We start from the raw sequence: 24851 nt of genomic DNA, 5'->3' as shown, positions 1-24851 counted from the left end.
CGACGCCCGTCCCGCCGGTTGGCATGCTCCTACTGCCCGGTACGACACGCGGGGTTCTTCCCGCTGCCGGTCGGGCGCGTCGGGGTCCACCGAAGGTGGCGCCCGGGAGGCACTACGAGGGTCTGCGGCCCTGGTTCCGCAGAGGTGTCACCCGGGCCCCACCGCCCCTGTCGCGGGTGGGGTCAACCGATCCAGAGCGCCACCCGGTGGTCCTCGTCGGTGACGTAGAAGCTGCGTCCGTCCACCTCGGCCACCCCCTCCACGTGCCGGAACGGTGCCAGTTCCGCCACCACCTCGCCGGCGATCCGACCGTCGTCGGCGGGATCCCAGCGGAACCTGACGTGCCGCGAGGTGACCTCGCCGCCCGTGGGGTGGTCGTCCAGCAGCACCGATCCCTTGCCCAGCGCGTCGATCGAGCCGACCACCGCCGCGTACCCGCCGTCGGCGGTCGGGGTGACCGCGCGGAAGCCGACCAGCGCACCGGGCGGGGTCACCCCGGTCAGCACGTACGCCCGGCCGGCACGCGGCCAGCCGCCGCCCGGGGTGAACATCTCCGGCACCCCGGCCAGCTCGACCAGGACCGGTTCCCCGTCCACGGTCACCGGGAAGCGCAGCCCCAGCAGCACCGTCCCCTCCGGGGTGAACGCCGCCGCCTCCACGTTCAGCGGCAGGTCGTCGTCGGCGAGCCGGCGTACCCAGGACTTGGCCCGCGCGGTGCCCCGGGACACCGTCTCGCCGATGAACCGCTGGCGCACCCGCTCACCCGGCGGCAACGGGGTGAACGCCGCCTTCACCAGCGCGTCGTTGACCGCCCGGTGCACCCGGAACCGGTTGCGGACCACCTGCACCGGCAACGTCCCGGTGGCCGCGTCGTCCTCCCGGAAGCGGGCCACGAACGCCCGGCGGGGGCGCAGCGGGCCGGCCTTGGACCCAAAGTGCGACCCGAAGACGTACACCCAGCCGTCGTGTGCGGCGAGCGCCTCGCCGTCCTCGGTGCGGCCGTTCTCGACCCCGGCGTCGGCCGGCACGTGGTGGGCGACCCACTCGCCGTCGGTACGTTCCAGCAGCAGGGCCAGGCAGTGTTCCACGGGCCCCTCGTCGAGCACCGTCCAGAAACCACGTACGGCGTCGTGCGCCCGCAGCAGGGACCGGGAGCGGACCGGCAACAGGTCACTGGCCTCGTTGCCGGCGACCACGAACTCCAGAAGTCTCAGGTTCACCGCGCCAGGGTACGGAGCGCGCGCTCGTAGAGTGTCGGAATGCCCGACGCCTTCCCCGCCCCTCCCCCGGCCGCCGCGACCACCCCACCCCAGCCCGCCGGGCCCGACGGTGCCGGCGGGAACGCGACGCTGCACGCGGACGCGGTGGCCTTACTGACCGGCTGGACGCCGACCGGGCCGGCCGCCGCCGGGGCCCGGGACCGCACCATCGACCTGCTCGCCGACGGCCCGGTCGCGCTGACCCGCCACCACCTGCCGGGTCACCTCACCGCGAGCGCGCTGATCCTCGACGCCGCCGGGGAACGGGTGCTGCTCTGCCTGCACGGGAAGCTGCACCGCTGGGTGCAGTTGGGCGGGCACTGCGAACCTGGTGACGCGACGCTGGCCGGGGCGGCGCTACGCGAGGCCACCGAGGAGTCCGGCATTCCCGGGCTGGTCATCGACCCCGTACCGATCGACGTGGACATCCACCCGGTGCGCTGCCAGGGCGGCTCGCTGCACCACGACGTCCGGTTCGCGGTCTTCGCCCCGCCGGGCGCAATCGAGCAGGTCAGCGACGAGTCGGAGGCACTCGGCTGGTTCCCGACCGACCGGCTGCCGGAGCCGCTCGCCGGGGGGACCGCCAAACTCGTCGCGCCGGCCCTGGCCGTGCACGCCCGCCGGCCCCGCTGACCGCGCCACCCGGCTCCGCTGACTGCGTCCACCGGCCCTGCGGCAGCGTTCAGGGGCCGCGCGCACCGTGCTCCGGCCCCGCCCGGGTACCGACCCGCCCGGCGGTCGGCGGGTGCCGACGCCGGGCGGGGTCAGGCCACGCGGTGGCTCAGACCAGGCCGTCCTCGCCCCGGGCCTTCAGCTCGTCGACCAGCGCCTTGACGTCCTGCGCCCGGTCGCGCGGGCACACCAGCACCGCATCGGGGGTGTCCACCACGATCAGGTCACGGACCCCGACGGCGGCCACCAGCCGACCCGACTGCGGCACCACCACCAGGTCGTGGGCGTCGTGCAACAGCACCCCCGGCTTGGCGTCGGCCCCCAGCACCACGTTGCCGTCCGGGTCGGCCGGCAGCACCTCGCCGAGGGTGTGGAAGTCGCCGACGTCGTTCCAGCCGAAGTCGCCAGGCACGGTGGCGACCCGGCCGGCGGTGGCCGCGTCCTCCATCACCGCGTAGTCGACGGAGATCTTCGGCAGCGTCGGCCAGACCGTGCCGAGGACGTCGTCCTGCTCGGGGCCGCCCCAGGCCGCCGCGATCGCGGTCACCCCGGCGTGCAGGTCCGGCTGCTGGCGGGCCAGCTCGGCGAGGAAGACGTCCACCCGCCAGACGAACATGCTGGCGTTCCAGAGGTGCCGACCCGAACGCAGGTACGCCTCGGCGACCGGCGCGGCCGGCTTCTCCTTGAACTCGGTCACCGGGCGCAGCGGGCCGTCACCGGTCGGCTCCCCGGTCTCCAGGTAGCCGTAGCCGGTCTCGGCCCGGGTCGGGGTGATCCCCACCGTCATCAGCAGACCCTGCTCGGCCCCCTGCACCGCCGCCCGGACAGTTTGCACCCAGGCGGCCGGGTCCCGGATCAGGTGGTCGGCGGCGAACGAACCCATCACCGCCGACCCGTCACGCCGCGCGATCACCGCCGCCGCCAGCGCGATCGCCGCGCAGGAGTCCCGGGGGGACGGCTCCACCAGGATGTTCTCCTCGGGCACCCCGCGCAGTTGCCGGGCCACCGCCGCCGCGTGGGCGACGCCGGTGACCACCAGGACACGCTCCGGTGTGGTCAGCGGCGTCAGCCGGTCGACGGTCGCCTGGAGCAGCGACGCATCGGTGCCGGTGAGCGGGTGGAGGAACTTGGGGTGCCCCGCGCGGGACAGCGGCCACAACCTCGTGCCGCTGCCACCCGCCGGGATGACGGCGTAGAGCATCAGCACATCATGCCCGAACCACCTCAGGTCGGATGGCGGCTCGGCCGTACCGTCAGCGACCACTCAGGAACGGGCCCGGCTCCAGGCGGCGATGTGCACCTCGGCGCTGGACGCCCAGGTGAACTCCTTGGCCCGGTCGAAACCGGCCTTGGCCAGCGACGACCGGCGCTGCTCGTCGTCGAGCAGGGCGGCCAGGTCGGTGGCGATCTGGTCCGGGTCCTCGCTGGTGTAGGCGACCGCGTCGCCGCCCACCTCGGGCAGCGAGAGCCGGGGGGTGGTGAGCACCGGCGCGGCGCAGGCCATCGCCTCCAGGATCGGCAGGCCGAACCCCTCACCGTACGACGGGTAGGCGGCGACCAGCGCGCCGCCGAGGAAGCCGGGCAGGTCGGCGTAGCGCAGGTAGCCGGGGCGCAACAGCCGCAGGTGCGACGGGACCTCGGCCACCGCGCGGTCGATGTCGTCGTCGTGCCCCTGACCGCCGGCGACCACCAGGGCCGGCGGGTCCTCCCGGTCGGCCACCGCCCGCGCCCAACCCCGGATCAGGTTGGGTACGTTCTTGCGCGGCTCCTTCGCCCCGAGGAAGGCGACGTAGCTGCTGCCGCCGAGCCCGAGCCGGGCCCGTACCCGCGCCTTCTCCTCCTCACCCGGGGCGTGGAAGGCCTGCTGGTCGACCCCGTGGTAGGCCACGTCGATCCGGGTCGGGTCGGCGTCGAGCAGCCGGATCAGCTCGTCGCGGGTGGCCTTGCTCGGCACGATCACCCGGCTGGCCCGGCGCAGCGACGTCTTGATCGCGCTGCGGAAGAACGTCCGGCGGGACTTGTCGTAGTGCTCCGGCTCGGTGAAGAACGTCGCGTCGTGCACGGTCACCGTGACCGGGCAGCCGGCCCGCAGCGGGCAGGTGTAGAACGGCGAGTGCAGCACCTCGGCACCGACCTGCTGGGCGAGCAGCGGCAGGCCGGTCTGCTCCCAGGCCAGCCGGGCCGGGCGGTGGGCGACGGCGGCCGGGGCGGGGATCACCTCGGCCTTGGGCAGCATCCGGGTGTAGCGCTCCAGGTCGGTGCGGAGGCTCACCACGACCAGGTCGACCGTCTGACCGCACACTGTGCCCAGGGCGCCGAGCAGGCCATCGACGTATCTACCGACGCCGCCTCGGTCGGCGGGGACACTCGTGGCGTCGATGAGCACGCGGGGCGGGCGACCGGCGGTCACGGGGCGACTCCTTGCAGTGGCGGGTCTGTGGGGAACAACACTCCGGGCAAGCCTACGCCGGAGCGCGGCACGGACGCTGACTCCGACCCGACCGTACGCCGACTTGTCATCGCCATCGGATACGGACGGCAGGGGCGTATCGTTCGCGCCGATGGCCGACAACATTGCCCGAGTGTTCGCCGCCGCGATCGCGGCCGACCCCGCCCGCCCCCTGCTGACCTGGTACGACGACGCCACCGGCGAACGCACCGAACTCTCCGGCGCGACCCTGGCGAACTGGGTGGCCAAGACCGCCAACCTGCTCGTCGACGAGTTGGCCCGCAGCCCCGGCGACCCGGCCGGGGTGCTGCTGCCGCCGCACTGGCAGACCGCCGCGGTGCTGCTCGGCTGCTGGTCCGCCGGCTTGACGGTGCGTGACGAGCCGGGTGCCGTGGACGTGCTCTTCGCCGCCGCCGACCGGGTTGCCGAGGGGGACGCCTGGCCGGCCGGCGACCGCTACGCCCTGGCGCTCGCCCCGTTCGCCGCCCCGCTGCGCGAGGTCCCCGCCGGGTACGCCGACTACGTGGTCGAGGTACGCACCCAGGGTGACCACTTCACGCCGTCCACCCAGGGTGGTCCGGCCGACGCGGACCTGCTGGCCGAGGCGGACGCCCGCGCGACGGCCCTCGGCATCTCCCCCGGCGACCGGCTGCTCGTCGACGCGGCGGTCCACCCCGACCCGCGCGACTGGCTGCTCGCCCCCCTGCTCCGCCGGGCGACGATCGTGCTCACCGGCAACGCCGACCGGTCCCGCTTCCCCTCCCGCGCCGACACCGAACGCACCACCCACACCCTGACCTGACCCCGCCCCCTCCCTCCCCTCCCCCCTCCGCCCCTCCGCCCCTCCGAACACTGCGTCGATCATGGAGTAATGGTGGGAGAAAACTAGCCTTTCGCCCCTTTTGCAGGGCACCACAACTCCATGATCGGCGCGGCGCGGCGCGGCGCGGCGCGGCGGGGCGGGGCGGGGCGGGTTAGGGGGTGGGGCGGGTCTGGGCGAAGGCGGCGAAGGCGGTCAGGGACTCCGGGTTGGCCAGGGCGCCCTTCGCGGCTGCCGACTCCACCGGGGTGCCGGTGAGGATCTTCTTGACCGGCACCTCCAGCTTCTTGGACGACAGGGTGCGCGGCACCGCCCTGACCTGGTGGATCTCGTCGGGGATGTGCCGGGGCGACAGCGCGGTGCGCAGCTCGCGGGCGATCTTCTTCCGCAGCGCGTCGTCGAGTTCCAGGCCCTCGGCGAGCACCACGAACAGCAGCAGCTCCCCCGCGCCGCCCTCGTCGTCCTCCAGGTGCACCACGACCGAGTCGACCACCTCGTCGAGGCCCTCCACCACCGAGTAGAACTCGGCCGTGCCGAGCCGTACGCCTCCCCGGTTGAGGGTGGCGTCGGAACGGCCGGTGATCACGCAGCCGCCCCGCTCGTTGATGGTGATCCAGTCGCCGTGCCGCCACACCCCGGGATAGACGTCGAAGTACGCCTCGGTGTAGCGGCTGCCGTCCGTGTCGTTCCAGAACCCCACCGGCATGCTCGGCATCGGCGCGGTGATCACCAACTCGCCCAGTTCGCCGAGGACCGGGGTGCCGTCGGCCGAGCGGGCCTCCACCTTCGCCCCGAGCGCCCGGCAGGTGATCTCCCCGGCGTGCACCGGCAGCAGCGGCACCCCGCCGACGAAACCGGTGCAGACGTCCGTCCCACCGGACAGGGACTGGAGCTGGAGGTCGGTGCCGACCGTGTCGTACACCCAGGTGAAGCCCTCGGCGGGCAGCGGCGCGCCGGTGGAGCCGACCCCGCGCAGCGCGGACAGGTCGGCGATCTGCTTGGGCACCAGGCCGGACTTGCGGCAGGCCAGCAGGAACGGCGCGGACGTCCCGAAGTAGGTGGTGCCGGTCTCCTCGGCCAGCCGCCACAGCGCACCCAGGTCGGGGTGGCCGGGGTTACCGTCGAACAACACGATCGTCGCCCCGACGGCCGGCCCGGAGACCAGGAAGTTCCACATCATCCAGCCGGTGGTGGTGAACCAGAAGAACCGGTCGGCCGGGCCGAGATCGTGGTGCAGGGCCAGCATCTTGAGGTGTTCGAGCAGGATGCCGCCGTGCCCGTGCACGATCGGCTTCGGCAGCCCGGTGGTGCCCGAGGAGTAGAGCACGTAGAGCGGATGGTCGAACGGTACCGGGGTGAAGGTCAACGGCTCGTCGGTCGCCGCCGCCAGCTCGGCCCAGCTCAGCGCAGCCTGCGGTACGTCGGCGGTGCCGCTCGGGTGCAGGTAGGGGACGTGGACGGTGTGGGTCAGCGACGGCAGGGCGGCCCGGATGGCGGCCACCTCGGCCCGCCTGTCGACCGGCTTGTCGCCGTACCGGTAGCCGTCCACGGCCACCAGGACCTTCGGGGCGATCTGCTGCCAGCGGTCGACGACACTACGGGTGCCGAACTCCGGGGCGCAGGACGAGAAGATCGCCCCGAGGCTGCTGGTCGCCAGCAACAGCACGTACGTCTCGGGGATGTTCGGTGCGTACGCGGCCACCCGGTCCCCGGCGGTGACGCCGAGCCGGCGCAGCCCGGCCGCCACCCGGCGGACCTGCTCACGCAGCTCGGCTACGGTCAGGGTGACCGGCGCGCGGGTCTGGGAGTGCGCGACCACCACCGGGTCGTCGTCGGCCCGGCCGGGCATCCGCAGCACGTTCTCGGCGTAGTTGAGCGTCGCGCCGGGGAACCACCGGGCACCGGGCATCGCCGCATCGCCCAGGGTCGCCGTCGGCGGAGTGTGCGCGACGACCGCGAAGTGATCCCAGATCGAACGCCAGAAGGCGTCCAGGTCGGTGACCGACCACTGCCACAGCGCGTCGTAGTCGGCGAAGTCCAACCCCCGGTGCTCCCGCAGCCACCGCAGGTAGCCCCCGATCCGGGACCGTTCGCGTACGTCCGCCGGCGGCGTCCACAGCACGTCACCCACCGCTCCACCCTCCCTGAGGCCCCACACGGCACTGTGCCCGGCCATGCCGCCATCTTGCCTACCTCGCAGCGCCATCATCCACACCGGGGCCCGACACGGAAACGTGCCCCGCGCACACAATCCGTCCCCACCTGCACACATGACCCTCCACCACAGGGGCCGGCCTCGGGCTGGAGGCCGGGCTGGGCCGGGCTGGACTGGGCGTAGGCCAGGCCAGGCCAGGCCAGGCCGGGGCTGGGCTGGGGCTGGGCTGGGGCTGGAGGCCAGGGCGCAGCCTGGGGCTAGGGCTGAGCCGGGCCCGAGGCCACAGCCGGGCTCAGGCTCGGCCGGGCTCGGTGATCAAGAGATTCGAGTCAGCTTTCAGCCTGAAGTTGACGCAAACCTCTTGATCACCGACCCACTCCCCGGTGATCAAGAGGTTTGCGTCAGTCTCGCGCCGCACACTGACGCGAACCCCTTGATCACCGGGACGAAAGCGGGCGGGGCAGGGGCGGGGAGGGCGGAGGGTAGGGCCGGGAAGTGGGGGTCAGGAGGCGCGGTGGGCCTGGATGGCGCGGCGTTTGGCGAGGCGGTGGGCGCGGCGGATCTCGGCCTCCTTGTAGCGGCGTTCGTCCTCGGCGGTCTCCGTGAGCACCGGCCGGACCGCCCGGGGTGCGCCGCCCACGTCCACCCCGACGAAGACCAGGTACGCGGTGGCCACCCGGACCGGTTCCTCCTCGGCCGAGTCCCACCGCTCGGCGACCACCTTCACGCCCACCTCCATCGAGGTGTTGCCGGTCCAGTTGACCTGGGCGTGGGCGTGCACCAGATCGCCCACCCGGACGGGTTCGGAGAAGACGATCTCGTCGATCGAGGCGGTCACCGCCGTACCGCCGCTGTGCCGGGCCGCCGCCGCTCCGGCCACGTCGTCGACGAACTTCATCAACACCCCACCGTGCACGGTCCCGTACAGATTGACATCGACAGCGGTCATGATGCGACTCAGCGTGACCCGGGAGTACGACGTCGGCTTGCCGGCAGGGGTGGTGGGGTGCTCGGTCATGGCAGAAACGGTACGGTGCGCCAATGCGACATCTCTGGAGCTTCCTCGCCGGGTTGGTGGTGGCGCCCGTCACGTGGGTGTTGATCACTCTCGGGCAGGACGGGTCGGGCCGCACCGTGGACCGCTGGGTGGAGATCGGCACGTACAGCACGGCCAACCTGATCGAGCCGGCCGTCTACCTCGGCGTCGCCGGCATCCTGCTCGGCCTGGTCGGCACGCTGCGCACCTCGCCGGTCGGCCCGCTCGTCGCCGGGCTGCTGCTGGTCACCCCGTACGTCGGGATGTTCATCGCACCGTTCACCGTGCTCGACCGGATCCCGGGCGACTGGAAGGTGCTCGGCGACCCGCTGCCGCTGCACCAGCCGGTGCAGGACGGCACCCTGTTCCTGATCGGCCTGCTGCTGCTGATGGCCGTGTTCAGCGCCCAGCGGTGGCGGCGCTGGCCGCAGCCGGCGACCGGCGCGGAACCGGCCCCGGCCGACGACGACACCCCGCCGCCGCCCAGTTTCGCCACGAGCGACTGGCCGCCGCCCCCGCCGGCCCGCAATGAGCCGGACACGGCCCCGCTCACCCTGGGCTACCCCGATCTGGACACCCCCACCGAGCCGCTGCCCCGGCGGACCAGCAGCGAGTCGCCGTGGTCCGCGCCGCCGCGCTACGGCGCGAAGCCGGAGAACAGCACCGACAACCGTTGACGTCGCCGGGTGGGCCGGACTGGAGCCGGCCCACCCGCACCCGGCCCTTCCACAACCGGGCCACGGTCAGGCCGGTTCTGGCTCAGTCGGACGGCGACCAGGGATCGACGGGCAACTCGTAGACGAGTCGGTAGCGGTCACCAGGAAACACGATGTCGGCGGTTTCCACTGCGGCCTGCCCGGCGAAGTAGGTGCGCTCGACTTCGATCACCCACCTGCCGCCGCGCCGGTCGAGTTCGAGGGCGGCAGCTTCCTCGGGCATCGCCTGCCTGGTCGTCACCTCTTCCACGAACCGGTCGATCGTCACGCCGATGGAATCCATCCGGGCGACCACGCCGATGATCGGACCTCGCTCGGGGTACTCGATCGGCGTACCGCCGGTGAGGGCCAGCGGCTCGTACGAGTCGGCAAGTTGTATCGGGACTCCGTCGGCCAGGTAGCGGTACCTGGTGTGCATGACGGTGTCGCCGGGCTGAATGCCGAGCCGTTCGGCGATGCGGGGCGTCGCGGGAATCTTCCTGCTCTCGGAATCCCAGCTCGGTTGCTTGCCTGCGGCTTCGCTGTCCCGGGCGAACGGTGACGTGCTGCCGATACGGTTGCGCAGGTCCCGGGAGTGGGCGCGACGCACGAGCGGTGTGCGGTTGCGGACGTAGTTGCCCGATCCCCGTCGGCCTTCGATGAGCCCTTCGCTGCGGAGCATGGTGAGGGCGTGCTTGATGACGGTGCTGGAGAAGCCCCAGCGCTGCTGGAGTTCCCTCTCGGTGGGCAGCTTGTCCCCAGAGGACAGTTCACCGCCAAGGATCCGCTGTCGCAGGTCATCAACGACGCGCTGATAGTTGGGCGGCTCCCTGCCGGTCATGGATGACCCCTCTACGTGGACGCACCTGCTCACGGTCAAGTCGACCACGTCTCCGCAGGCGCAGCAAACAATGTCGAAGGTTCATGATCCGAAAGTTAGAACAATTAGATCCTTTACTGACCCAAAGTTAGTGCGCTAACTTTGGGTCAGTGCGGAAACGCTCACTCAGGGCTATCTGCGCAGCTCGCAGCCCCGCTTGCCCCAAGGTAAGAGTGATCATGAAATCTGAAGTGGTATCGATCGTGTTCGGGGGCCTGGTGCCGGGTTTCCTGGTCGGGCTGCTGGCGTTCCGGGTCAAGTCGAGGTGGTGTCCGCGCTGCGGGGAGTCCACCACCGTGGCCGCACCCCCGCCGGTGGAGCGGGACCGGTGACCCGGCCGACCCGGCCCGACGTCGACGAGCTGCCGATCGGCCGGCGGGTGGCCCGCTGGCGGGTACGCCGCCGGATGACCCAACAGATGCTCGCCGACCGGCTCGGCAAGTCGAAGAGCTGGGTGGACAAGGTCGAACGCGGCGTACGAAGCCTGGACCGGTACTCGACCGTCCAGGAGATCGCCGAGGTGCTGCGCCTCGACCCGGCCGTCCTGCTCGACCCCCGCCGGCCGCTACCGACGGTGGCCGTCGGCCTCGACGGGGTGGACGCGGTCCGCGCCGCCCTGGCCCGCTACCACCAGCCGCCTGTCCGGACGGTGCCGCCCGACGAGGTGCAACGACACGTCGCCCACGCCTGGCTCACCTACCAGCACGCCCACTACACGCAACTGCTCCGCGCCCTGCCCACCCTGTTGGATGCCGCCCGTGCCACGCCGGGGCCACTGGTGTCCGCGTACCGGATCACCGCCTCGGTGCTGGTCAAGCTCGGCGAGGCCGACCTCGGTTGGCTCGCCGCCGACCGGGCCGTCGCCGCCGCCGTGGGCGACCCGGTCCGTGCCGGCACCGCCACCATCGCGGTCGCCCAGGCGCTGCGCGCGCTCGGCCGCGACCGGCTCGCCCTCACCGCCGCCGTCGCCGCCATCGGCACCGCTGCCGACGACGCGGTACGGGGGACGCTCTTCCTCCAGGCCGCGCTGGCCGCCGCCGGCTGCGGTGACGGCCGCCGCGCCGACGACCTGATCGGCCACGCCCGCGTCCTCGCCGACAGGTGTACGGGCGACGACGACCCGCACCACACCGCGTTCGGTCCCGTCGCCGTGCTGCTGGCCCGTTTCCTGACCGCTCAACGCCTCGGTGACACGGCCGAGGCCGTCTACCACCACGAGAAGGCGCTCGGCCGCGAGGACTGGCGGCGGCTTCCCGTCGAGTATCGGGCGGCACACCTCGTCGACGCCGCCCGCGCCTACCTCGACGCCGGTGACCTCGCCGCCGCCGGTCGTACGCTGATCGACGCCGACACATCGCGCCCGCCGAGGTCCGCTACCGCCCCGCCGCGCGTACCCTCGTCGCCGAGATCGCCCGCAGCGGCCCGCCGGCCGCCGACGTGGCCCGCCTCGCCACCACCGTCGGCCTCACCCGCTGACCGTCAGGGCGGTCAGTCCTTGAGGAGCTGGCGGGCCATGACGATCCGCTGCACCTGGTTGGTGCCCTCGTAGATCTGGGTGATCTTGGCGTCGCGCATCATCCGCTCGACCGGGTAGTCGCGGGTGTAGCCGTATCCGCCGAGCAGTTGTACGGCGTCGGTGGTGATCTCCATCGCCGCGTCCGAGGCGAAACACTTCGCCGCCGCGCCGAAGTAGGTCAGGTCCGCGTCACCACGTTCGGACTTCCCGGCCGCCGCATAGGTCAACTGGCGGGCGGCCTCCAACTTCATGCCCATGTCGGCGAGCATGAACTGGATGCCCTGGAACTCGGCGACCGGCTTACCGAACTGCTTGCGCTCCTGCACGTAGCCCTTGGCGTAGTCCAGAGCCCCCTGGGCGATCCCGACGGCCTGGGCGGCGATGGTGACCCGGGTGTGGTCCAGGGTCCGCATCGCCGTACCGAACCCGGTGCCCTCCGCGCCGATCATCCGGTCCGCCGGGATCCGCACGTTGTCGAGGTAGACCTCCCGCGTCGGGGAGCCCTTGATGCCGAGCTTCTTCTCCGGAGCGCCGAAACTCACCCCCGGGTCGGACTTCTCCACCACGAACGCGGAGATCCCCCGCGACCGCGCCGCCGGGTCGGTCACCGCGAACACCGTGTAGAACTCGGAGACGCCGGCGTTGGTGATCCACCGCTTCACCCCGTTGAGCACCCAGTGATCACCGTTACGCACCGCCCGCGTCGTCATCGACGCCGCGTCACTGCCCGCCTCCGGCTCCGACAGGCAGTACGAGAACATCCCCTCACCCGAGGCGACCCGGGTCAGGTACCGCTGCTTCAACTCCTCGGAGCCGGCCAGGATCAGCGGCATCGTGCCCAGCTTGTTCACCGCCGGGATCAGCGACGACGAGGCGCACGCCCGCGCCACCTCCTCGATGACGATCGCGGTGGCCAGGGCGTCCGCGCCGGCCCCGCCGTACTCGACGGGGATGTGCGGGGCGTGGAAGTCGGCGGCCCGCAAGGCGTCGTACGAGGACTTGGGGAACTCCCCCGTCTCGTCGGCCTCGGCCGCGTGCGGGGCCACCTTGGCGGCACAGACCTCGCGGACCGCCTCGCGGACCGCGTCGTGCTCCTCGGGCAACCGGTAGACGTCGAACGTCTGTTCTGCGGCCATGTCGGCCCTCCCCTTTCACCGCTATCATGCGCAGTCTGTGTGCCGTCTCCAGGCCGCCGACTGCCGCAGACTGAAGGATAGCCATCGTGGTTCCCCACCACGTTACCGGCCGGTAGGATCGTGCCGGGCAGGCGTCGACAGCGCACAACTACGCTGACCGAACGACAGGTTTTCCATCGGTGCCCGGCCAGGCGCCGCAGCCGATTGCGACGCAGTGAAGCGCCGCCAGTGCGAGCGGAGAAGACAGGCGTGACGATCCCGTACCCGAACATCCAGCCGGCGCCGACCATCTCCCCGGTGGCGCCCCCCTCGGGTGCGCCGCGTCCCCGGGTGACGTTCCTGGGCACCGGCTACCTCGGCGCGACGTACGCCATCTGCTACGCCGAACTGGGCTACGAGGTGCTCGGCTTCGACGTCGACGCCGACAAGATCGCCAAGCTGAACGCGGGCGAGGTGCCGATCCACGAGCCGGGCCTCGACGAGCTGCTGCGGCGCAACCTGGCCGCCGGCCGGCTGCGGTTCTCCACCGACATCGCCGAGACCGCCGAGTTCGGCGACGTGCACTTCATCTGCGTCGGCACCCCGCAGCGGGCCGACGGCATGGGCGCCGACCTGTCGTACGTCGAGGCCTCGGTGACCGCCCTGGCCCAGCAGCTCACCCGCAAGGCGCTGATCGTCGGCAAGTCCACCGTGCCGGTCGGCACCGCCGAGTGGGTGGAGCAGCTCGTCGGCAAGCACACCCCGGACGACCTGGGCGTCGAGGTGGCCTGGAGCCCCGAGTTCCTCCAGGAGGGCTTCGCCGTCGACGACGTGCTGCGTCCCAACCGGATCGTGGTCGGCGTCAAGACCGAGTGGGCCAACGCCATGCTCTACGCCGCCCACAAGGGCGTCTTCGACCTGGCCGCCACCGAGGACCGGGAGGTTCCGCTGGTGGTCACCGACTTCGCCACCGCCGAACTGGTCAAGGTCGCCGCGAACGCCTTCCTCGCCACCAAGATCTCCTTCATCAACGCGATGGCCGAGGTCTGCGAGGCCAGCGGCGGCGACGTCACCCAGCTCGCCCGCGCCATCGGCTACGACCCCCGGATCGGCAACCGGTTCCTCCAGGCCGGACTCGGCTTCGGCGGCGCGTGCCTGCCCAAGGACATCCGCGCCTTCCAGGCCCGCGCCCAGGAGCTGGGCGCCGGTGAGGCGCTGCGCTTCCTGCACGAGGTCGACCTGATCAACCTGCGTCGCCGCACCCGGGTCCTCCAGCTCGCCGCCGACCTGCTCGGCCGCCGCTCCGGCCCGGCCGGCCCGGACTTCTCCGGCACCCGGATCGCGGTGCTCGGCGCGACCTTCAAACCCAACACCGACGACGTCCGCGACGCCCCGGCCCTCGCCGTCGCCGCGCTGCTCGCCAAGGCCGGCGCCGACGTGCACGTGTACGACCCCCAGGGCACCGAGAACGCCCGCCGGGTCGCCCCCGAACTGGTCTACGAGTCCAGCGTGAACGACGCCGTCTCCGGGGCCGACCTGGTCTGCGTGCTCACCGAGTGGGCCGACTTCCGCAACGCCGACCCGATCGCCCTCGGCGAGCTGGCCGCCGGCCGTCGGGTCGTCGACGGCCGCAACTGCCTCGACGCGGCACTGTGGACGCAGGCCGGCTGGGAGTACCGGGGCATGGGTCGCCCCTGACGACACCGCGACGCGCCGGCGGGGAGGTGATCCTCCCCGCCGGCGCGTTTTTTGTACCCCTAACGGAGCGGCAGGTGTCGAAATCCACGCCCGCTCAGGGCATGCTGCGTGGGGGCGGCGTCCACAGTGCGTCCGGCCGGGTGGAGGGATGTCGTGGAGAGCTTCCAGTGCTCCTCGTGCGGGCGGCAGATCAAGCCGGCGGCCCGCTGCCCCAACTGCGGGGCCGAGCAACCGCAGTGGCGCGAACACCTGGCCGAGATCGAACGCTCCATCGCCGAGATGAAGGCCCGCGACGCCGAGATCGCCCGGGAGCAGCGGCAGATCGCCGCCAAGATGCAGGCCGCCCTCTTCCAGCGGGACATCCTCGCCCACGCCGGTGAGGAACGCATCAAGCAGGCCACCCGGCCGCGCCGGGTGTTACGCCGCAAGGCGGACCGGCGACCGCCCACCGCCACCACCGGGGCACCGCCCCGGGTGCCCCGGCAGGGTGCCCCCACCGGGCCGGCCGGCCCCGACGAACCGCCGCTCCCACCGCCGTACCGGACCGCGACCTGGCTGGGCGTGGACAACCCGGAACACCCGGCCGAGGCCTCCTCCCGGGAGGTGCAGAACATCCCGCTCGGGCTGGGCGCGCTGGTGCTGGCCGTGGCCGCGGTGGTCTTCGCCGCCGTCGCGACCAGCTCGATGGACGCCCTCGCCCGGCTCGGCATCCTGCTGGTCGCCACCGTCCTGCTGCTGCTCGCCCCGCCGGTGCTGGCCCGCCGGGGGCTGACCTCCACCGCCGAGACGATCTCCACGGTCGGCCTGCTGCTGGTGCCGCTGGCCGGGTACGCGCTGTGGGCGGTCGACCGGATCGGGGCGTCCGGGGCGGTCTTCTCCGGGGTGATCTTCGCGCTGACCACCGGCGTCGCCCTCGCCTACGCGCTGGGCACCGGCCTGCGGGCACCCCGGTTCGCGGCGGTGCTGGCCGCCCAACCCGTGGTGCCGCTGCTCGTCTACGAATGGATCAGCGGCCCGACCGGCTGGGCGGTGGTGCTCACCGTGGTGGCCGTGCTCGACCTCGCGCTGGTCCGCTCCGGCATCATGCGGGAACGGCCGGCCGCGCCGGAATCCACCCCCGACCGGCCGGCCGGGCCGCCCCGGCAGCGGGTCGCCCCGGACGGCCGGCCGGAGGGGGCACCCGAGGAGTCGGGCGAGGTGCTCGACGGCACGGCAGCCACCCCGGGCGGCGCCCCCCGGCCGGTGCCGTGGCTGGCCCAGACGACCTGGCTGCTGCACGGGGTGGCGGTGGCCCTCGCCCTGGCGTACGCGGTCACCGCGCTGCTGCGGGCGCAGACCGTACCGGCGGCCACCGCCGCCGGCGCGGCGCTGCTGCTGGCTGCGGCGGTGGGCCTGGCCGGCACCCTGCTGCTGCGCCGCCCACCGTTGCCCGACGTGGGCGCCGGCATCCTCACCCTGGCCGTGATCGGCGCGCTGGGACGGGTCGCCTCGGTGGCCTTCCCGGGGCGGGCGCTGCTGCTGATCGCCGCGGTCATCACGGTGACCGGGCTGGCCGTGCGGGCCGTACCGGAAGCCGCCCGGCGGGGGCCGCAGCTCGCCTCCGCGGCGGCGCTGACCGTCAGCGGCCTGGTGGTGGCCGGCGGTGCGCTGCGGGCCGGGCTGGCGCCGGTCCAGGCGGCGCTGCCCGCCTGGCGGGCCGACCTGACCGCGTTCCCCGGCGAGGTGGTGGCGGCGGCCGGTCCGTCCGCCGGGCAGCTCGCCGCCAGCGCCCTGCTGCTCACCATCGCGGCGGTGCTCGCCCTGCCGCCGGAGATCCGCCGCGAGTTCGCGGTGGTCGGCGCGGGGCTGACCGCGCTGGCGGTGCCCGCCTCGCTGGGTCTGGGCTGGGCGACGGCACCCTGGCCGATGGTGCTGGCGGCGGTCGCGATCGGCGTGGCCGGGCTCTGGGCCGGCACCACCCGGGCGGCGGTGGTGCACGCGGGGTCCGCCACCGTGGTCGGGTTCCTCGGGGCCGGTGCCGCGCTGAGCCGACCGGCGCTGACCGCCGCCGCCCTGGCCGTGCTGATGCTGGCCGGCGTGCTGGTGGCGCTCGCGCCCCGGGTCCGGATCGCCCCGGCCGCCGCCGACGTCCTCTCCGGCTGGGCCGCCGGCGGCGCGGCGCTCGCGCTGCCCGGCGCGGTCACCGCGTTCGTCGCGGCCACCGAGCCGTCCGGGCCGGTGCTCACCCCCGCGGTGCTGCGGGAGCTGACGGTGCCGATCCTCGCGGCGGGGTTCCTCGCCGTCTGCGTCACCCTCGGCTATGCGGCGATGATGCAGGTGTCGCAGCGGCACCTGAGCCTGCCGCACGCCGTCGGCACCGGGCTGGGCGCGCTGGCGGTGATCGGGGCCGCCTTCTTCGCCCCGGGCCGCACGGCCGCCGACGCCTGGCTCGGCGGGCTGGTGCTGATCGCCACCGTACTGCTGCTCTTCGCCGGCCGGATCGACGCACGTCGCCGCTCGGATCTGGCGCTGGACGGCGCCGACCTGGCCGCCGCCGCCGTCACCACGGCGCTGATCGCCACCCTCGCCCGGATCACGGCGGTCATCTCACCCGGCGGGCAACTCGCGGTCGCCGCCGTACTGGTGCTGGTGGTCGCCGTCGCCGCGCGGGCGATGCCCGAGGAGTGGCGGCGCGGGCCGGTGCTCGGCATCGCCGTCGGCGCCGCCCTGATCGGGGTTCTGGCCGGCTGGTCGGCGCTGCGCGGCGGGGTGGGTGTGCTGGCCACCCCGGGTCCGATCTGGGCCGGTGACCTCACCGGTTGGCCGGCCGCGCCGACCGGCGGCTCGACCTGGCAGGCCCCCGTCGCGCTGGCGCTGCTCGCGCTGGCCGCCGCGATCCTGCTCCCCACCCCCTGGAAGTACGACGTGGCCGGGGTCGGCGTGGTGCTGGCCACCGTCGGCGTCCCGGCCGCCTTCGACCTGCCGTGGTGGTCGCCAGTCCTGGTGGGGCTGACCGTCGCCACCGTCTTCGGCACCGCCGCGGTGGCCTCCGCCGACCCGCGCGCCGGGCTGTCCCGGGCCACCGTGGCCGGGGTGGTCGCGCTGCACGCCGCCGGGGCCGGGCTGGTGCGCCCGTGGACGACGGCGCTCGCCCTGGGCGGCATCGCACTGATCGGCCTGACCGTGGCGGCGATGGCCCGGTCCCTGGCCCCCTCCCTGGTCGAGGACGTCGAGACCGAGGGGATGCCGCCGCACCTGGTGCAGATCGGTGGCCTGGCGACCGCCGCCGCACTGCTCGCGCTCCCCGGCGCGGTCGCCGCGCTCGCCGCCGAGTTCGGCCACGGCGCGCAGGTGGTGCTGACCGCCGCGCTGGCCGCGTCCAGCTTCGGGCTCGCCGCGGTGGCCGCCGTCCGCCGGCAGGTCCCGCAGTATCTGCCGTACGCGAGCGCGGCGGTCGCCGGCGGGGCGACCGTCAGCGCCGTGGCCGCCATCTTCGTCGACCTCCCGTCCGGGGTGTTCGCCGCCGCGGCGGCGCTGCTCGGGGTCCTCGCCGAACTGGTCCGGGCGGCGACCGTGCCACCGGTCGGGTCCGCCCGGCCGGTACGCCGCTGGGCGGTCCTGCTGGACGGCGCGCTGCGCCGGCTGCCCGACGACGGCACGCAACGACGCTGGCGGATCGACCCGGCCGCCGGGGCGCTGGCGGCGGCGGCCGTGCCCACCGTGCTGGCCCTGATCTCCCTCGCGCCGCTGCTGTTCGTGGCGCTGGTGGAGCCGCACCGGATGCTCGCCCACGTCTGGCAGGGGCCACCGCCGCAGTTGCGGACCCCGCCACCGGAACTGGTGGACCCGACGCACGTGCTGACCGCGCTGCTGCTCACCGGCACCGCCGCGCTGGCCGCCACCGGGCTGGCCGGTGGCCGCCGGTCCCGGGCGGTGCCGGTGGTGCTGCCCGGTCTCGCGGTGACGCTGCTGATCACCCCGATCGCGTTGGGGATGGCCTGGCCGCAGAACGCCCTGGCCGCCCTCGCCGTCTTCACCATCTCGATGCTGGGGCTCGCGTTGACCCCGCCGCCCCCGCTTGCCGAGCGGGCCCGGTCGCTGCGGCTGGCCCGGGTGCTGGTCTTCGTCATCGGGTTGGCCGGCGGCGGCGCGGGGCTGGCCGGCAGTCTCGCCAGCGAGGGGCTGACCCTGTTCACTCTCGGTGGCGCGGTCGGCGTCGGGGTGGTCGCCGCGCTCTTCGGCACCACCGGGCGGGCCCGCATCCTCGGCTGGCTGTTCGCCTCACTGATGGCGCAGCTCTTCGTGCTCACCGCCGGTCTGGTGGCCGGCTTCCCCGCCGTCTGGTCGGCGTTCGGGGTGCTCGCGGTGGGCGCGGCGTTGCAGGTGTTCGCCGCGACGCTGCCCCGGCTGCGGCGGCCCGAGGCGCACCGGGAGGCCGCCACCGTCGAGTGGAGCGGGTACGCCGCAGCGCTCATCGCCCTGGCGCTGGCGTTCGACTCGCCCCGGCACATCGCCGCTCTGCTCGCCGCCTGGGGTGCCGTGCTGGGGGTGGCCGCCGTCCGGCCGGGGCGGCGACCGGTGGAACGCCGCATCCTGTTCTGGGCGGTGGTCGCCTGCGAGATCATCGCCTGGTGGATCATGATGCGGGTCGCCGACGTGGCGCTGCCCGAGGCGTACACGTTGCCGTTCGCGGCGCTCGCCCTGCTGGTCGGCATCCTCGAACTGCGCGACCGCCCCGACCTGTCGAGCTGGGTGGCGTACGGCCCGGCGCTGGTCGCGGCGTTCGTGCCGACGCTGGCGATCGTGCTGGCCACCGACTCCAGCATGCTGCGTCAGGTGCTGCTGCTGCTCGGCGCGGTCGCGGTGCTGGTGTACGGCTCGACCAGCCGGCAGCAGGCCCCGGTCATCGTCGGCGCGGCGGTGACCGCGATCGCGGCGGTGCACGCCCTGTTCAGCCTCGGCCCGTGGCTGGTGCTCATTCCGGTCGGCCTGGTCCTGCTGGTGCTCGGGGCGAGCAACGAACGCCGCCGCCGCGCCCAGGACCGGCTCCAGACCGCCCTGCGTTCCATGCGGTGAGATCGGAGGGTCACGGCGGGGTCGGACGTGGTCGGGCTCGGTGGGCCGGGCGGTCGTGGGCGGGCGCATCGCGGCCAGGGGTGGACCGGGCGATCACGCCCCGGCCGGAACAGCCCGGGGCCGAGCATGGTGATCGACTCGCTTGGGACGACGTTGCGGTATCGACGGGGCCGAATACCGCAACATCGGCCCCATTGCGCGGGCTGCCTGGCCCGAAGGGCGGCCCGCCCGGGGGCGGCCCCGCGCGGGGGCGGCCCCGCCTCGCGGGCGGTCCCGCCTCAGGGTCAGGTCAGGGAGGCGCGGAGGGCGGCGTCCTTCTCGGCGACCAGGTCCTCCAGGTCGGCCTGGAAGGCGGTCATCCGGGCGCGCAGGGCCGGGTCGGTCGCGGCCAGGATACGGACCGCGAGCAGGCCGGCGTTACGGGCGTTGCCGATCGACACGGTGGCCACCGGGATCCCCGCCGGCATCTGCACGATGGACAGCAGCGAGTCCATCCCGTCCAGGTGCTTGAGCGGCACCGGCACCCCGATCACCGGCAGTGGGGTCACCGAGGCGACCATGCCGGGCAGCGCGGCGGCCCCGCCCGCCCCGGCGATGATCACCTTGAGTCCCCGGTCGGCGGCGTCGCGGCCGTACTCGATCATCTTGACCGGGGTGCGGTGCGCGGAGATCACCGCCACCTCGTACGGGACGTCGAACTCGTCCAGGGTGGCGGCGGCAGCCTTCATCACCGGCCAGTCCGAGTCGCTGCCCATGATCAGCCCGACGGTGCTCACCCGCGCCCCTCCCGCAGCCAGCGGGCGGCCCGCGCCGCCCGCGCCCGTACGTCGTCCAGGTCGTCGCCGAGCACCGTGACGTGCCCGATCTTGCGGCCGGGCCGGACCTGCTTGCCGTACAGGTGGACCCGGGCGCCCGGCTCGGCGGCGAAGAGGTGGTGCAGCCGCTCGTCGAGGGAGATCCCGCCCGGCTCACCGCCGAGCACGTTCGCCATCACCACCACCGGGGCGGCGAGCGAGGTGTCCCCCATCGGGTAGTCGAGCACCGCCCGCAGGTGCTGCTCGAACTGGGAGGTCCGGGCCCCCTCGATGGTCCAGTGCCCGGAGTTGTGCGGGCGCATCGCCAGCTCGTTGACGACCAGCCCGGTGTCGGTCTGGAACAGCTCCACCGCCAGCAGGCCGACCACGCCGAGCGCGGTGGCCAGGTCGATGGCGAGCTGCTGGGCGGCGACGGCGGACTCCTCCGCCAGGTCGGGCGCGGGGGCGAGCACCTCGACGCAGATCCCGTCCCGCTGCACGGTCTCCACCACCGGATAGACGGCGACCTGCCCGAACGGCGAGCGGGCCACCTGCACCGCCAGCTCCCGGCGCAGCGGCACCCGCTCCTCGACGAGCAGCGAGGTGCCCCCGGCGAGCAGGGTCGCGGCCAGTTCGGCGGCCTGCCCGGCGTCGTCGACCAGCCACACGCCGCGCCCGTCGTAGCCGCCCCGGGCCGCCTTGAGCACCACCGGCCAGCCGTGCTCCGCGCCGAAGGCGAGCAGGTCCGCCGGGTCGTCCACCGGCCGCCACGCCGGGTTGGGGGCACCGAGCGCGCCGAGCCGTTCCCGCATCACCCGCTTGTCCTGGGCGTGCAGCAACGCGTCGGCGGGCGGGAACAGCTTCACCCCCTCGGCGGCGAGGGTGCGGATGTGCTCGGTCGGGACGTGCTCGTGGTCGAAGGTGACCACGTCGCAGCCCTTGGCGAAGGTGCGCAGCGCGGCGACGTCGGTGTGGTCGCCGTACTGCACGTCGGCGGCGACGAGCGCGGCACCGTCGTCGGGGGCGAGCGCCAGCACACGCAGTGACTGGCCGAGGGCGATGGCGGCCTGGTGGGTCATCCGGGCCAGTTGGCCGCCACCCACCATGCCGACGACGGGCAGACCGGTACGGGAGTCCATAGCGCCGCCAGCCTAACCGGGCCGGCCCGCCGGCCGACCCGAGGGCCACCCGTCCCTGGCCGGGCGGCCGTGCACCCGACGGCCCGGAGCCCGGGCGGACCGCCGGAGGGACCGGGGTCAGGTGGATCCTCAGCGGGGAACGGCCGCCGGACGACGCAGGCCACTCCGGCGGCCGGCGGCCCGCCGGAGTAGGGCCGACCAGTCAGGTGAGCTGGGCGACCAGGTCGTCGACCGAGGTCACCGGCCGCTGGCAGACGAACCCCCGGCAGACGTACGCGGTGGGCCGCCCGTCGAGCAGCGGCCGGTCGGCGAGCAGCGGCACGCCTGGCTGGTCGGGCCGGCCGGCGACCACCACCGCGCCGGGTGGGGCGTGCCGGTGCGCGGCGGCGACCAGCGGGTCCCCGGCCGGGTCGTCGGTGACCACCGCGATCTCGTACGGCCCGGACAGCAGCGCCTCCCCGGTGGTGGCCGCGTACCCGGTGAACCGGGCGTGCCGGCCGACGATCGGCGCGACCGTCGACAGGGCCACCTCGGCCGCCTCCCGGTAGCGGGTCTCCCCGCTCAACGCCGCGTACGCGGTCAGCGCCGCCGCGATCGCCGACCGGCCCGACGGGGTGGCGTTGTCGGTCGGGTCGGCCGGCCGGGCGACCAGCCGTTCGGCGTCGTCGGCGGTGTCGTAGAACCCGCCGTCTCCGGCCGCGAACCGGGCCAGCGCGACGTCGAGCAGGCCACCGGCCAGTTCCAGCCAGCGTCCCTCGCCGGTGAGCTGGTGCAGCGCGCAGAACGCCTCGGCGACGCAGCCGTAGTCCTCCAGCACGCCGGCCGGTTCGCCGACGACGCCGTCGCGGGAGGCCCGCCGCAGCCGACCGTCGACCAGGTGCACGTCGGCCAGGTGGGTGGCGGCGTCGCGCAGCGCCCCGTCGGCGACGATGGCGATCCCGTCCATCAGGTTGGCGTCCTCGTCGTCGGAGGTCACCCGGACCGCGACGACCTGGAGGAACTCGACGAGCGCGGTGATCGCCAGGCCGTTCCAGGCGGCCACCACCTTGTCGTCGCGGGCCGGTTGGGGGCGGGTGTCCCGGGCGGCCAGCAGCCGGCCCACCACGCTGCGCCAGCGGTCCCTGATCTCCGGGTCGGCGTCGTCGACGTCCCGGGCCAGCCGCAGCACGCTGGTGCCGGCGGTGCCGTGCCCGGTCGCGTCCGCGCCACCGTCCGACCCGGCGGCCGGGCGGGGTTCGAAGGTGCCGACCTCGGTGACGTCGAACAGGTCGGCGGCGAAGCGGCCGTCGTCCTCGCCGAGCACCGCGACGAGCTGCGCCGGGGTCCAGACGTAGGTGAGGCCCTCCACCCCGTCGGTGTCGGCGTCGAGCGCGGAGGCGAAACCCCCGCCGGGGCGGTGCAGTTCGTCGGCGAGGAAGCGGGCGGTGTCCCGGGCCACCCGGCGGGCCAGCGGGTCGCCGGTGAGCCGCCACAGCTGGGTGTAGACCCGCAGCAGCAGGGCGTTGTCGTAGAGCATCTTCTCGAAGTGCGGCACCGTCCAGTGGGCGTCCACCGAGTAGCGGGCGAACCCACCGGCGAGCTGGTCGTGCAGGCCGCCCCGGGCCATCGCCTCGGCGGTGTGCCTGACGATCTCCAGGCTGCGCGCCGAGCCGGTCCGTCGGTGGTGCCGGAGCAGGAACAGCAGGTTCATGTGCGGCGGGAACTTCGGTGCGCCCCCGAAGCCGGCGTTGGTCTCGTCGTACTCGGCGGCGAGCTGGTCGGCGGCGGCGTCGAGGAGTCCGGCGGTGAGCGGGGCGGTGGGACCGCCGACGGCCTGGGCCCCGCCGATCGCCTCGACCACCGCGGCCCCCTGCCGCAGTACGGCCTCCCGCTGCTCCCGCCACGCGGTGCCGACCGACTCCAGCAGCCTGACGAAGTTGGGCTTCGGGAAGTAGGTGCCGCAGAAGAACGGCGTGCCGTCGGGGGTGGCGAAGACCGTCATCGGCCACCCGCCCTGGCCGGTCATCGCCTGGGTGGCGGTCATGTAGACGGCGTCGACGTCGGGCCGTTCCTCCCGGTCCACCTTGACCGCCACGAAGCCGGCGTTGACCAGCGCGCCGACCGTCTCGTCCTCGAACGACTCGTGGGCCATCACGTGGCACCAGTGGCAGGCGGCGTAGCCGACCGAGATGAGCACCGGGACGTCGCGTCGTTTCGCCTCGGCGAACGCCTCGTCGCACCACGGCCACCAGTCGACCGGGTTGTCGGCGTGCTGGAGCAGATACGGCGAGGTGGCCTGGGCGAGTCGGTTCACCCGACGACCCTATCCACCGCCGGGCGCACCCGCCGGGGCAACCGTCCCGCCGGAACCGGGCCTTCCCTCGTTCACATTCATCGTCTTTGATCTGTGCGGGTGCGGTGATCGGCACCGCCCTGCGAGGAGGTACCCATGCGCGGTTCCCGTCTCCTGTCGGCACTCACGTCGGTCGCGGTGGTCGCGGCGGTGTTCAGCACCGCCGCTCCCGCCTCGGCCGCCGTGGACCCCGGCACCCGGGTCTCGGCGACCACCGTGGTCGGCACGCACAACGCGTACGAACGCGGGACGTACACCTATCTGGCGCAGGCGCTCGACGCCCGCCCCGGAATGATCGAGCTGGACGTCTGGCCGGACATCATCACCAAGCAGTGGCGGGTCAGCCACTCCAACCCGCTGGGCAACGACAACAACTGCGTCGCCGCCACCACCCCCGCGCAGCTCTACACCGGCACCCGCAACAAGAATCTGGAAAACTGCCTGGACGACATCCGGCTCTGGTTCGACGCCCACCCCGACGCCGGGCCGCTCCAGCTCAAACTGGAGCTGAAGACCGGCTTCAGCAGCCGTACCGGGCAGGGGCCGGTGCAGCTCGACGCGGTGCTCGCCGCCCGGCTGGGCAGCCGGGTGTTCCGCCCCGCCGACCTGCGCGGCGGGTACGCCACCCTGGACGCCGCCGCCCGCGCGAACGCCTGGCCGACCCGGGGGCAGCTCGCCGGGAAGGTGATCGTGGAGCTGATCCCCGGCACCGTCGAGGAGGGCAACCCGACCGACACCCTCTGGACCGACATCGAGTACGCCCAGCACCTGGCCGGCCTGTCGGCGGCCGGCACCCTCGGTCAGGCGCAGGCGTTCCCGGCGGTGCACCGGGCCCAGTCCGGCGACCCGCGCACCAGGTACGCCGACACCAGCCTGCGCCCGTGGTTCGTCCTGTTCGACGGTGACGCCAGCGCGTACGTCACCGGGGGCATCGACACCTCCTGGTACGACACCAACCACTACCTGCTGGTGATGACCGACGCGCAGAACGTCCCCCCGGCGGTCGGCAACACCGACGTCACGGCCGCCCGCGCCCGTCTCGCCCAGCTCGCCGCCGCCCACGCCAGCGTCGCGTCGGCCGACTGGGCGGCGATGCCCACCGTCGTCGGCGAGGTGGTCTCCCGGGGCTGACCGACCGCCACGCCCGCCCCGGATCGGCCGGCGTTGCTCACCATGTCGCCGATGTAGCGGTATCCCGGTGCCGGGATACCGCTACATCGGCGCCCTTGAGTCGAT

Annotated in this window: 18 protein-coding genes; 8 read left to right on the top strand and 10 right to left on the bottom strand. The window is 73.8% G+C overall.

Translation table 11 applies throughout. From position 1 onward, the window contains the following. Positions 1-182: 182 nt before the first annotated feature. Positions 183-1220 carry a hypothetical protein gene (locus ACN261_RS13715; RefSeq protein ID WP_425850374.1) on the bottom strand — a complete coding sequence of 346 codons (1038 nt, stop codon included), beginning with the start codon at positions 1218-1220 and terminating at the stop codon, positions 183-185. Between the two features lie 39 nt (positions 1221-1259). Between ACN261_RS13715 and ACN261_RS13710 the strand changes: the two genes are divergently transcribed. Then, positions 1260-1892, top strand: coding sequence for an NUDIX hydrolase (locus tag ACN261_RS13710; protein WP_421485636.1), 633 nt, complete (start codon positions 1260-1262; stop codon positions 1890-1892). 148 nt (positions 1893-2040) lie between these two features. Here ACN261_RS13710 and ACN261_RS13705 read toward each other — a convergent pair whose 3' ends face one another. Together ACN261_RS13705 and ACN261_RS13700 are read right to left on the bottom strand one after the other, a co-directional pair. Beyond that, complete coding sequence (locus tag ACN261_RS13705; protein ID WP_425850371.1) at positions 2041-3132, bottom strand: mannose-1-phosphate guanylyltransferase; 1092 nt, start codon at positions 3130-3132, stop codon at positions 2041-2043. A 63-nt stretch (positions 3133-3195) separates the two neighbouring features. After that, complete coding sequence (locus ACN261_RS13700; RefSeq protein ID WP_421485632.1) at positions 3196-4341, bottom strand: glycosyltransferase family 4 protein; 1146 nt, start codon at positions 4339-4341, stop codon at positions 3196-3198. 151 nt (positions 4342-4492) lie between these two features. On the opposite strand from ACN261_RS13700, the gene ACN261_RS13695 reads away from it, so the two are divergent. Beyond that, the gene (locus tag ACN261_RS13695) at positions 4493-5182 is read left to right on the top strand and encodes a TIGR03089 family protein (RefSeq protein ID WP_421485630.1); all 690 of its coding nucleotides are present in this window, start codon (positions 4493-4495) and stop codon (positions 5180-5182) included. 172 nt (positions 5183-5354) lie between these two features. Here ACN261_RS13695 and ACN261_RS13690 read toward each other — a convergent pair whose 3' ends face one another. Both ACN261_RS13690 and ACN261_RS13685 read right to left on the bottom strand, forming a co-directional pair. Continuing rightward, a complete protein-coding gene (locus tag ACN261_RS13690) occupies positions 5355-7331 on the bottom strand; it encodes an acetoacetate--CoA ligase (RefSeq protein ID WP_421485628.1) in 1977 nt (658 codons plus the stop codon). A gap of 526 nt (positions 7332-7857) precedes the next feature. Next, the gene (locus tag ACN261_RS13685) at positions 7858-8373 is read right to left on the bottom strand and encodes an acyl-CoA thioesterase (RefSeq protein ID WP_204928266.1); all 516 of its coding nucleotides are present in this window, start codon (positions 8371-8373) and stop codon (positions 7858-7860) included. Positions 8374-8396: 23 nt separating this feature from the next. On the opposite strand from ACN261_RS13685, the gene ACN261_RS13680 reads away from it, so the two are divergent. Beyond that, complete coding sequence (locus ACN261_RS13680; protein ID WP_425850367.1) at positions 8397-9068, top strand: hypothetical protein; 672 nt, start codon at positions 8397-8399, stop codon at positions 9066-9068. 82 nt (positions 9069-9150) lie between these two features. Here the strand turns inward: ACN261_RS13680 and ACN261_RS13675 are convergent, their stop codons facing one another. Next, positions 9151-9927, bottom strand: coding sequence for a GntR family transcriptional regulator (locus ACN261_RS13675; RefSeq protein WP_421485625.1), 777 nt, complete (start codon positions 9925-9927; stop codon positions 9151-9153). A gap of 218 nt (positions 9928-10145) precedes the next feature. Between ACN261_RS13675 and ACN261_RS13670 the strand changes: the two genes are divergently transcribed. Both ACN261_RS13670 and ACN261_RS13665 read left to right on the top strand, forming a co-directional pair. Next, positions 10146-10298 carry a hypothetical protein gene (locus ACN261_RS13670; RefSeq protein ID WP_421485623.1) on the top strand — a complete coding sequence of 51 codons (153 nt, stop codon included), beginning with the start codon at positions 10146-10148 and terminating at the stop codon, positions 10296-10298. Continuing rightward, complete coding sequence (locus tag ACN261_RS13665; protein WP_425850365.1) at positions 10295-11515, top strand: helix-turn-helix domain-containing protein; 1221 nt, start codon at positions 10295-10297, stop codon at positions 11513-11515. Before ACN261_RS13670 ends, ACN261_RS13665 begins: the two co-directional genes overlap by 4 nt. Here ACN261_RS13665 and ACN261_RS13660 read toward each other — a convergent pair. Next, positions 11455-12618, bottom strand: coding sequence for an acyl-CoA dehydrogenase family protein (locus tag ACN261_RS13660; RefSeq protein ID WP_425850364.1), 1164 nt, complete (start codon positions 12616-12618; stop codon positions 11455-11457). The two genes, ACN261_RS13665 and ACN261_RS13660, sit on opposite strands and share 61 nt — an antisense overlap. A gap of 249 nt (positions 12619-12867) precedes the next feature. On the opposite strand from ACN261_RS13660, the gene ACN261_RS13655 reads away from it, so the two are divergent. Beyond that, the gene (locus ACN261_RS13655; RefSeq protein ID WP_425850362.1) at positions 12868-14295 is read left to right on the top strand and encodes a UDP-glucose dehydrogenase family protein; all 1428 of its coding nucleotides are present in this window, start codon (positions 12868-12870) and stop codon (positions 14293-14295) included. 153 nt (positions 14296-14448) lie between these two features. Then, positions 14449-19350: an SCO7613 C-terminal domain-containing membrane protein gene (locus ACN261_RS13650; RefSeq protein WP_425850359.1), complete on the top strand. Its 4902-nt coding sequence runs from the start codon at positions 14449-14451 to the stop codon at positions 19348-19350. Positions 19351-19634: 284 nt separating this feature from the next. Here the strand turns inward: ACN261_RS13650 and purE are convergent, their stop codons facing one another. The 3 genes from purE to ACN261_RS13635 all read right to left on the bottom strand — a co-directional run bounded on the left by purE (position 19635) and on the right by ACN261_RS13635 (position 23576). Further along, entirely contained in the window at positions 19635-20126 is a 492-nt protein-coding gene (gene purE, locus ACN261_RS13645; RefSeq protein WP_204956508.1) for a 5-(carboxyamino)imidazole ribonucleotide mutase, read from the bottom strand. Beyond that, positions 20123-21283 carry a 5-(carboxyamino)imidazole ribonucleotide synthase gene (locus ACN261_RS13640; protein WP_425850356.1) on the bottom strand — a complete coding sequence of 387 codons (1161 nt, stop codon included), beginning with the start codon at positions 21281-21283 and terminating at the stop codon, positions 20123-20125. The genes purE and ACN261_RS13640 overlap by 4 nt, the downstream gene beginning before the upstream one ends. Positions 21284-21485: 202 nt before the next feature. Next, a complete protein-coding gene (locus ACN261_RS13635; RefSeq protein WP_425850354.1) occupies positions 21486-23576 on the bottom strand; it encodes a thioredoxin domain-containing protein in 2091 nt (696 codons plus the stop codon). A gap of 135 nt (positions 23577-23711) precedes the next feature. Here ACN261_RS13635 and ACN261_RS13630 point away from each other — a divergent pair, with 135 nt between their 5' ends. After that, positions 23712-24746: a phosphatidylinositol-specific phospholipase C domain-containing protein gene (locus tag ACN261_RS13630; protein WP_421485613.1), complete on the top strand. Its 1035-nt coding sequence runs from the start codon at positions 23712-23714 to the stop codon at positions 24744-24746. Positions 24747-24851: the final 105 nt, after the last annotated feature.

Source organism: Micromonospora sp. WMMD723 (assembly GCF_049863385.1).
GTDB lineage: Bacteria > Actinomycetota > Actinomycetes > Mycobacteriales > Micromonosporaceae > Micromonospora > Micromonospora wenchangensis.
This window is presented reverse-complemented; position numbering and strand designations above follow the sequence as displayed.

Coding starts and splice junctions, on each gene's coding strand:
- ACN261_RS13710 (WP_421485636.1), top strand. CDS start 1,260: ATGCCCGACGCCTTCCCCGCCCCTCCCCCGGCCGCCGCGACCACCCCA.
- ACN261_RS13705 (WP_425850371.1), bottom strand. CDS start 3,132: ATGCTCTACGCCGTCATCCCGGCGGGTGGCAGCGGCACGAGGTTGTGG.
- ACN261_RS13695 (WP_421485630.1), top strand. CDS start 4,493: ATGGCCGACAACATTGCCCGAGTGTTCGCCGCCGCGATCGCGGCCGAC.
- ACN261_RS13685 (WP_204928266.1), bottom strand. CDS start 8,373: ATGACCGAGCACCCCACCACCCCTGCCGGCAAGCCGACGTCGTACTCC.
- ACN261_RS13680 (WP_425850367.1), top strand. CDS start 8,397: ATGCGACATCTCTGGAGCTTCCTCGCCGGGTTGGTGGTGGCGCCCGTC.
- ACN261_RS13675 (WP_421485625.1), bottom strand. CDS start 9,927: ATGACCGGCAGGGAGCCGCCCAACTATCAGCGCGTCGTTGATGACCTG.
- ACN261_RS13670 (WP_421485623.1), top strand. CDS start 10,146: ATGAAATCTGAAGTGGTATCGATCGTGTTCGGGGGCCTGGTGCCGGGT.
- ACN261_RS13660 (WP_425850364.1), bottom strand. CDS start 12,618: ATGGCCGCAGAACAGACGTTCGACGTCTACCGGTTGCCCGAGGAGCAC.
- ACN261_RS13640 (WP_425850356.1), bottom strand. CDS start 21,283: ATGGACTCCCGTACCGGTCTGCCCGTCGTCGGCATGGTGGGTGGCGGC.
- ACN261_RS13630 (WP_421485613.1), top strand. CDS start 23,712: ATGCGCGGTTCCCGTCTCCTGTCGGCACTCACGTCGGTCGCGGTGGTC.